9 protein-coding genes are annotated in these 8,719 nt (G+C 68.1%); 2 read left to right on the top strand and 7 right to left on the bottom strand.

What is annotated here, in order from left to right; genetic code table 11:
* Positions 1-184 precede the first annotated feature (184 nt).
* From ASE48_RS18545 to ASE48_RS18520, 6 genes are all read right to left on the bottom strand, one after another.
* Positions 185-1,495: an HNH endonuclease signature motif containing protein gene (locus tag ASE48_RS18545; protein ID WP_057168581.1), complete on the bottom strand. Its 1,311-nt coding sequence runs from the start codon at positions 1,493-1,495 to the stop codon at positions 185-187.
* Positions 1,496-1,738: 243 nt separating this feature from the next.
* Positions 1,739-2,638, bottom strand: coding sequence for an allantoinase PuuE (puuE, locus tag ASE48_RS18540; RefSeq protein ID WP_057168580.1), 900 nt, complete (start codon positions 2,636-2,638; stop codon positions 1,739-1,741).
* Complete coding sequence (gene alc, locus ASE48_RS18535; protein ID WP_057168579.1) at positions 2,635-3,597, bottom strand: allantoicase; 963 nt, start codon at positions 3,595-3,597, stop codon at positions 2,635-2,637. Before alc ends, puuE begins: the two co-directional genes overlap by 4 nt.
* Positions 3,594-4,805, bottom strand: coding sequence for a DUF6986 family protein (locus ASE48_RS18530; RefSeq protein ID WP_057168578.1), 1,212 nt, complete (start codon positions 4,803-4,805; stop codon positions 3,594-3,596). Before ASE48_RS18530 ends, alc begins: the two co-directional genes overlap by 4 nt.
* Before the next feature lie 17 nt (positions 4,806-4,822).
* On the bottom strand, positions 4,823-5,983 hold the full coding sequence (locus ASE48_RS18525) for a pyridoxal phosphate-dependent aminotransferase (RefSeq protein WP_057168577.1): 1,161 nt from the start codon (positions 5,981-5,983) through the stop codon (positions 4,823-4,825).
* Between the two features lie 10 nt (positions 5,984-5,993).
* Complete coding sequence (locus ASE48_RS18520) at positions 5,994-6,473, bottom strand: MarR family winged helix-turn-helix transcriptional regulator (protein ID WP_057168575.1); 480 nt, start codon at positions 6,471-6,473, stop codon at positions 5,994-5,996.
* Positions 6,474-6,518: 45 nt separating this feature from the next.
* Between ASE48_RS18520 and ASE48_RS18515 the strand changes: the two genes are divergently transcribed.
* Positions 6,519-6,947 (top strand): Rid family hydrolase, encoded by a 429-nt coding sequence (locus ASE48_RS18515; protein ID WP_057168573.1) that lies wholly within the window; start codon positions 6,519-6,521, stop codon positions 6,945-6,947.
* Complete coding sequence (locus ASE48_RS18510; RefSeq protein WP_057168571.1) at positions 6,947-7,861, top strand: zinc-binding dehydrogenase; 915 nt, start codon at positions 6,947-6,949, stop codon at positions 7,859-7,861. Before ASE48_RS18515 ends, ASE48_RS18510 begins: the two co-directional genes overlap by 1 nt.
* Here the strand turns inward: ASE48_RS18510 and ASE48_RS18505 are convergent.
* Positions 7,854-8,705, bottom strand: a complete 852-nt coding sequence (locus ASE48_RS18505) for an NmrA/HSCARG family protein (protein ID WP_057168569.1) — start codon at positions 8,703-8,705, stop codon at positions 7,854-7,856. The genes ASE48_RS18510 and ASE48_RS18505 overlap by 8 nt on opposite strands.
* Positions 8,706-8,719 lie beyond the last annotated feature (14 nt).

Here is an 8,719-nt window from a genome sequence, read left to right as displayed (position 1 = left end):
CGACAACCCCAAGCCCTACGTCTGGACCAAAACCGCCGACCAAATCCTGGCCAGCATCGCCAACTACTGCACCCGAATTAATGACTCAGGACACTAGTCCGTCGTGGCGGGTCCGGCTCTCTGTCGGTGCCGGTTCCCGCCGCTGGGTTGTTCGTCACTGTGTAGTTGTCAAGGTGCGCAAGGCTTATGCGGCGACGGGCAGGTCGGTCATGGTGCGTCGTGCGTGGGAGCGCAGGTGCGTCGGCTCGGGTTCGTCTGATTTGTGGGGTGGGATGAACCAGGGGTGGCGGTCAGCGCCGAGGTAGACCTGCCAGCCGCCGTGGTGGATCGCGGTGTGGTGTAGTCGGCAGAGCAGCACGCCGTTGTCGATGCTGGTGGCGCCCCCGCTGCTCCATGGGGTGATGTGGTGGGCGTCGCACCAGGACACCGGCCGCCCACAGCCCGGGTGGGCGCAGCCACCGTCGCGCACTGCCAACCCTTTTCGGATCGCGGGTGTGAACAGTCGCTCGGCGCGCCCCACATCCAGCGGGGCCCCAGCCCCATCAACAGTCACCGAAGTGAGCGTGCTGTCGCAGGTGATCAGGTCGGCTGTGCCGGCGCTCACGGGCCCGGTGAAACCCAGGGTGTTGACGAACCCTGCTGCGGCGGGCCGGATCAGCGTGACATGCGGCAGCACCCCGCCCGAGGCCGGTCGCCGCGAATTTGAGAGGTAGGTCCGCACGACTTGTCCGAGAGCGTCCGCGCGACGCTTACCGACCGGACGCGGGTCCGGCGAGCCGTCGGGAAGTGGTATGGGTCGGCACAGTGGGTCCAGGGCGGTGAGGAGTTCCTCACCGGTCAGCGCGTCCACATCGAAAGTCGCAGCGACACGCCCTTCCTCGGTAACCACCAACGTCATCTCGTTGAGGTCCGCGTTCTCGGCCACCGGCACCGCCGCGCCCTCCAAAGGTGCTGCGGTGCAGCGGCTAATGGCGATCTCGCGGGCCTTCTCGTCCACGGCGGCCGGGGTGGTCTCGATCATCAACTTTCTGACCACCTCGGCCCGGTCCTCCTCGGACAAGGGCACCCGACTGTGCACGTGGGCGACGCCCTTCCCGATGGCGTCGGCGAACTCGATACCGATCCCGCCGAGGCGCTGGGCCCGGGTCAACGCCGTTAGCATGTGTGCCGCCCGCCCGACCCGCGCGGCTCGGTGGGCGGCGCCGGGGGAAACACCCAACAGGGTGAGAAGATCCGCTCCCGAACGCAGGTGCTTACGTGCCGGAACCCCGAGCCGCTCGGCGGCCGCAACCGCCTGGGCGATCACATGATCGACCAGGTTGCGGGCGGTGACCGCGGCCGCCAGCACCGCCAGCAGCGGCTGTTCATCAAGAATTCGGCGCGGGCTGTCGAGTAGGTGGCACAGCCGGCGATCACCGTCGTCGTCGGGCAAGGGTGCCGGGGTGAGGTCATCGATGAGCGCACCAATGAACATGTCGAGATGGGTGGCGTCCATGTTGGATACCGACTTTCACAGAAGGTGCCCAACGGGCACGATCAGTCAATACGGCTCGCACGGTCCCGCAGGACCATCGAACCTCTCGGCGACCGGAGTCGCGGTCTGAAGCTCACCGTCGAGATGTGGGAGCAACATCGCATTCGAACTTGTGTTCGATGCTACGCTGCACATCGTTGGCGCGCAAGGGTTATCCGTCAAGAAATCGGCGGCATTTCGAGGAGTTCTGGTCACCGAGGAGCGCTAGACGGGGTGAACGGCCCGCCAATGCTCGGCGATCTCGATGCGCCGGGCCACCCAGACCCGGTCATGCGACTGCACGTGGTCCAGGAAGCGCTGCAGCGCCGCCGCTCGGGCGGGCCTGCCGACCAGTCGACAGTGCAGACCGACCGACAGCATCTTCGGTTGTCCGGCAACGCCTTCGGCGTAGAGCACATCGAAGGCATCGCGCAGATGCGCGTAGAACTCGTCACCGTTGGCGAACCCGGCGGGCGAGGAGAACCGCATGTCATTGGTGTCCAGGGTGTAGGGCACCACCAGATGATCGGTGTCTCGCACCTTCACCCAGTACGGCAGATCGTCGGCGTAGGAGTCCGAGTCGTAGACGAACCCGCCGTGTTCGACCACGAGCTCGCGGGTGTGCGGGGAATCCCGGCCGGTGTACCAGCCCAGCGGCGCGCTGCCCGTCAGCTCGGTCAGGATCTGCATCGCCTCGGCCATGTGTGCACGTTCGGTGTCCTCGCCGATCAGCTGGTAGGACTTCCAGCGCAGGCCGTGGCAGGCGATCTCGTGGCCCAGCTCCGAGAACGCCGCCACGGCTTCGGGATTGCGCTGCATGGCACGTGCCACCGCGAAGATCGTCAGCGGCAAGCCACGCTGCTCGAAGATCCGCAGTATCCGCCACAGCCCTGCCCGCGAGCCGTACTCGTACATCGACTCCATGCTCATGTGCCGGTTGCCGAACGGTTCGGCCGGCGTGATCTCGGACAGGAACGTCTCCGACGCCGGATCGCCGTCTAGGATCGAGTTCTCGGCGCCCTCTTCGTAATTGAGCACGAACTGCACGGCGATCGCCGCGCCGCCCGGCCACATCGGATCGGGGGTGTTGCGCCCGTACCCGATCAGGTCGCGGGGATAGGTCACGCCAACTCTCCGTACAGCCGCAGCCGTGCCAGCCCGCCGTCCGGGTAGATGTCCAGCCGTACCTCGGTGAGCACATCGTCGGATTCGATCAGGAACTTGTGCCGGGTGTCGGGCAGCAGGTTGGTGCGGGGCAGCAGTTCGACCCGGTCGCCGTTGGCGCGAAAGCCGGTGAGTGCGGCCGATCCTGGGCTGTTGCCGATGAAATAGGAGGTGTCGATCTCGGCGAGATTGATCCGCCCGGGGCCGGCCAGCCGGAAACGCACCCAGTCGTTGGCGTCATCGCGGCGGCGTGCGGTCTCCCACCCGTCGCCCATCACCTGGGCGTAGCCGGGGAAGATCAGGTTCTGCGGGGAACTGTAGAACCGGTTGGAGCAGTCCAGGACCAGGCCACCGTTCTCCAGCGCGGCGAGGTCCAGCGGCCCGACGCCGAAGAACCGCTTGTCCGGCAGGCCTTCGCCGTGCACCCGCAGCCGGGCCACCCCACCGTCGGGGTAGATGTTGAGTCGCACATGGGTCCACCGGTTGTCCGAGTTGACCTCGAAGTTGTTGCGGGTGTCCCCGTAGGCACGGCTGCGTTCGATCAGCGGCGTCCAGTTCTGGTCGGCGGCCAGCTGATCGGCGGTGGGGTAGCCGTCGACCTCGAGGGCGTCCAGCGAGATGGCGGGCGGGTAGTTGCCCTTGAACCACGCGGTGTCCACCACCACGCCCCGGATCACTCCGGGCACCCCGAGCCGGACGATCGCGGTGTCATGACCGGTTTCCCGGCGACGGCGGGTCTCCCAACCGTCGTACACCTGGCCCTTGTGCCCGAACGAGGCCGGCCGGTACGTCGAGGGCCCCTGGGAGATCAAATTCTCCTTCTCGGCGAAGGATTCGTCATTGGCCCAGACGACGGCGCCGCCGAGGGTGCGCAGCGCCAGGTCCGGCAGCCAGGTGAAGTCGGGTAGGGATTCGGTCATGTCAGCTTCCGGTCCTTGAGATTTCGCAGTACATCGATGGTGGCCGCGGGGGCCAGGGTCAGGACGTCGTCGGCGTCGAACGCGCCACAGTCCAATCCGCGCAGCACGACCGTCGACAGTGCCTCCGCGGTGGCAGGCTCGTCGACGATCGCGCCGCCCCGTCGCTCCAGGTAGGCCTGCAGTCGGGGTGCCGCCGCAACGACGGCCGCGCGGAAGAAGGTGAAGGTGGCCAGCCATCGGGTCACCAGATGGCCGGCGTGCATATCCCAGCCCTGGTAGTAGCCGCGTTCCAGGGCCCGGGTCACCAGCCGGTGATGCCTGCGGATCGCGGCCACCACCTGGTCGTCGTCACCGACAGGGAACACCTGGGTGGAGCCGTCGGCGATCCACACCCCGGTCTGCGCGGCGGCGGTCTGCATGACGGCCTTGGCGTGGTCGGCGATGGGATGATCCAGGGACTGCTGCTGCGGCGCGATACCGCACGCCGCGCTGTAGTCGTAAGTGCCGTAATGCAATCCGCTGCACCGGCCGTTGGCCAGCTCGATGGCACGGGCCACCGTCGCGGCGCCATCCGCACCGATGACGGCCTGCGGGCTCTCGATCTGCAGTTCGAATTGCAGCGTGCCCGTCGCCAGGTCATGTACCTGCTCGAGGGCCTCGCACAGCCAGACGGTGGCGGTAACCTGTTCGGCCGCACGCAGTTTCGGCACGGTGAACACGAAACCGGGCGGTACGCCGCCATCGAGCACCAGTTCCAGGGTGCGCACCGAACGTCGCCGGTCCGCGGCGGTCAACCCCTTGATCCGGATGCCCGAACTGCCCAGTGCCAGCGCACGCAGAGTGTCCCCGGCCTGCACCGCGTCGGCGTCCTCGGCCTCGTCGGCGCGCCGCCCGTAACCGTCCTCGAAATCCAGCCGCAGATCCGCGATGGGTGCGGTGCGCAGCCGGTCCCTGACCATCGCCAACGTGGTTTCGTCACCGAGCTCGGCGAACACCTCGGGGTGGCGGTCCAGCAGTTCCAGCGCGTGCGCGCCCCATTCGATGACGGTGGCCGGGCTCGCGTCGGCGGCGCTGATGTACACGGTGTGCACGGGCTGGCTGCCAGGGCGATCACCCGGGTACCTGGCCGCCAGCGCCGCATCGACACCCTCGAGCAGGGCGTCGACGCGTGTGAGCGTGTCCTCGGGGACTCGGCGCACAGCGGGCATCGGTCCATCCTGCCGTGTCAGCGTGACTTGAGCACCTCCAGGCGGCGGATCGCCTCGTCCATCGTCTCGTCGCGTTTACAGAAAGCAAAGCGCACCAGGTGATTCCAGCCATGATCGCCGCTGGTGAACGCCGACATGGGGATCGCCGCCACCCCGGCGCGCTCGGGGAGTTCAGCGCAGAATGTGGTGGAGTCGGCGTATCCGAGCGGCCGGGGGTCCGCGCACAAGAAATAGGTGCCGTGGCTGTCGTGCACGGCGAATCCGATATCGGTCAGCGCGGCGGCCAGCCGGTTACGCCGGGCCTCGAAGGTATCGCGCAGCGCCAGCGACCAGCCGTCCTCGTCGTTGAGGGCCTGGGCGACGGCGGGCTGGAACGGGGCGCCACCCACATAGCTCAGGTACTGCTTGGCCGCCCGCACGCCCGCGATGAGGTCGGCGGGTCCGCACGCCCAGCCGATCTTCCAGCCGGTGACGTTGAACATCTTGGCCGCACTGGAGATGGTGACGGTGCGCTCCGCCATCCCGGGCAGCGCCGCAAGCGGCAGGTGCCGCAGGCCGTCGAAGACCAGGTTCTCGTACACCTCGTCGGTGATCACCAGTAGGTCGTGCGCGATCGCGAGCTCGGCGATCGCGGCAAGCTCCTCGGCGGAGGCAACGGTGCCGGTCGGATTATGCGGCGAGTTGAGGATGAGCGCCCGGGTGTTGGGCGTCACCGCAGCGCGCAGCGCCTCGACGTCGATGGCGAACCCGCGGCCGTCGGCCACCATCGGCACCGCGACCCGGTGACAGCCGGCCATCGCGATCACCGGGGAGTAGGAGTCGTAGAACGGCTCGATCACCAGGACCTCGGAGCCGGGTTCGACCAGCCCGATGACCGATGCGGCGATGGCCTCGGTCGCCCCGACGGTGACCAGGATCTCCGAGTCGGGGTCGTAGCTGGCCCCGTAGAGCCGCCGGCGCTGACCGGCAATGGCCTCGCGCAGTGCCGGGATGCCCAGGCCGGGTGGGTACTGGTTGGTGCCCTCGGCGATCGCGTCCTGGGCGATCTTCAGCATGCCCGCGGGCCCGTCCTCGTCGGGGAAGCCTTGGCCGAGGTTCACCGCACCGATGCGGGCAGCCAGTGCCGACATCTCCGCGAAAATCGTCACCGCGTACGGCTGGAGTCTGCGCACGGTCATGGCGTCGACCCTATCCGTGCTGGGACTTGAAGCCGGGCGGCACCACCCGCAGCTTGCCGGCGATCCGGGTCAGGGCCGCCAGGTCGGCGCTGGTGAGTGGGTCGATGACCAGTTCGCGGACCGCCCGCACATGGATCGGCGCGGCCGCGATCACCAGCCGGTAGCCGTCGTCGGTCAGTTCGGCCAGCGTGTAGCGGCCGTCGTCGGGGTCGGGGAAGCGGGTCACCCAGCCGCGCTGCTCGAAGCGCTTCACCACATTGGACAGTCGGGACAGGGATCCGTTGGCCAGGAACGCCAACTCGCTCATCCTGATTCGCCGATCCGGGGCGTCGGAGATGTGACTCAGCGTCAGGTATTCGAAGAGGGTCAGGTCGACCTCCCGCAGCGGCGCCTCGAGCTTCCCCGGCATGAGCAGGATCAGCGAGATCAGACCGGTCCACGCCTGCTTCTCGTCCTCGGACAGCCATTGGGGGTCATCGCCGCTCGCCATCCCCATGACTTTACGCATGAAGTCATCGGGTGTACGTTTTACTTCATGCATGAAGTAAAACGAGACATCGAGTTCTTCACCACGCCCGGTTACGGCGAGACGGCCCTGGTCGAGCGCCACTACCACCAGGCCGTGCGGATCGGCGACCGCGTCGAGATCTCCGGCCAGGGCGGCTGGGACGACGACCTGAACTTCCCGGAGTCGCTGGAGGACGAGATCATCCGGGCCTTCGAAAACGTGGAACGCACGCTGGTCGCAGCAGGCGCATCCTGGCGCGATGTGGTGCAGGTGAACTCCTACCACGTGCTGCACGAGCCGGACGAGAACTTCGACGCCCACAACGAGGTCATGTTCGCGCAGCTGCGTAAGTGGACGCCGGACCGGCCGCCCATCTGGACCGAGATCGGCGTCACCGCGCTGGGCGCGCCCCGGATGCGCATCGAGATCCGCGTCACCGCGGTGATCGAAAACTGATGCGCGCCATCGTCTTCGACCCCGACGCTCCGCGCAAGTTCGCGATCGCCGACGCCCCCGACCCGGTGCCCACGGCGCCGAACGAATTGCTCATCGACGTCAAGGCCATCTCGCTTAACTTCGGTGAGGTGTACTACGGCGACAACGCCGAACACCCCGGCGACATCCCCGGCTGGGACAGTGCCGGCGTCGTGGTCACCGCCGCCGCGGACGGATCGGGCCCGCCGGTGGGCGCCAGGGTGGCCGGTGCCGCCTGGTCGCAGGGCTGGGCGCAGCGACGGGTGCTGGCAGCGGAAAACGTTGCGGTGATTCCTGATTCGGTCGACTTCGAGACGGCGGCCGCGTTGCCGGTCGCCGGGGTGACCGCCGTGCAGACCATCCGCCGGCTCGGACCCGTGCTCGGCAAACGGGTGCTGGTCACCGGCGCATCGGGCGGTGTCGGCCGGCTGGCAGTCCAGTTGGCCGCCCGGGCGGGCGCACACGTGATCGCCGCGGTCGGCAGCCCCGAGCGCGGTGCGGGCCTACACGAACTCGGGGCCGACGAGATCGTGGTCGGCCTGGACGGGGTGGCCCCGGTGCACGGCGTGCTCGAACACGTCGGCGGCACCATGCTGGCCGACGCGTACGGTCTGCTCGAAGACGGCGGCACGGTGATCTCCGTGGGTGCGGCATCCGGTCAGTCGACGGTGATCGACTTCGAGGCGGCGCGAATGGCGCACAAGAACAACAGGATCGAGTCGTTCATGGCGAGCTGGCCGGTGGGCGAGGAGCTTCAGTACGTCCTGGACCTCTCCGGCCGCGGACAGTTGGACGCCCAGGTCGGCTACCGCGATTCATGGGACAACCTCGACGCGGCGATCGATGCCCTGCTGGGCCGCCGGGTCGCCGGCAAGGCGGCGCTGTCGGTCAGCTGAGCAGCGGGCGCAGATCGGTGTCGATCCAGTCGGTGAAGCTCTGCCAGCCGACCTGCGGGTACTGCGCGTGCAGTGCCGGGATGTCCACGGTGTAGCCGCCGGCGGCCAGGAATCCGAACATGGCCCGCATGTCGTCGGAGCCGATATCGTCCGGGTCGCTGGTGGCCAGCCGCACCGGCTTGCCCAGTGCCGCCGCGATCGCCGCGGTCATCTGCTGCGGAGTCGGTTCGTCGGAGGCGATGTCGATACGCATGCCGCGGACCGGATCCGGATCGGTGAGCACCGCCGCGACGAACCGCCCGAGATCGCGACGGGACAACTGTTGCAGCGTCGTGTCGGCGGGCAGTGGCAACGCGAACACCCCGGCCTTGATGTCGTCGAGGCCGCCGAGCATGTTGTCGTAGAAGTACGAGGGCCCGACGATGGTGTACGACAGCCCGGACCGGGCGAGTGACTCCTCCACTTCAGCCTTGCTGTCGAAATGCGGTATGCCGGTGTGCTGGTCGGCATCGGCGACCGAGGAGAACACCAGGTGCGGCACCTGCGCCGCCAGCGCGGCGTCCAGGATGGTCCGGCCCTGGGCGACCTCGGCCTCGGGACCGTCCTCAAACGGCGTGGTCAACGCGTAGGCGCCGTCGACCCCGGTGAAGGCCTGTGCCACCGAGGTCTCATCGGACAGATCCGCGGCGACGACCTCGACACCGGCTGCGCTGAGACGTCGGGCCGAGGCGGAGTCGGTGCGGCGGGTGATCCCGCGCACCGTCGCCCCGCTTTCGAGCAGCGCCCTGACCACCGCACCGCCCTGCGCGCCGGTGGCGCCCAGCACTACGAAATGTCCTGTCATCACTGCAGCCTAAT

The sequence above is a fragment of the Mycobacterium sp. Root265 genome (genome assembly GCF_001428895.1).
Lineage (GTDB): Bacteria > Actinomycetota > Actinomycetes > Mycobacteriales > Mycobacteriaceae > Mycobacterium.
This window is presented reverse-complemented; position numbering and strand designations above follow the sequence as displayed.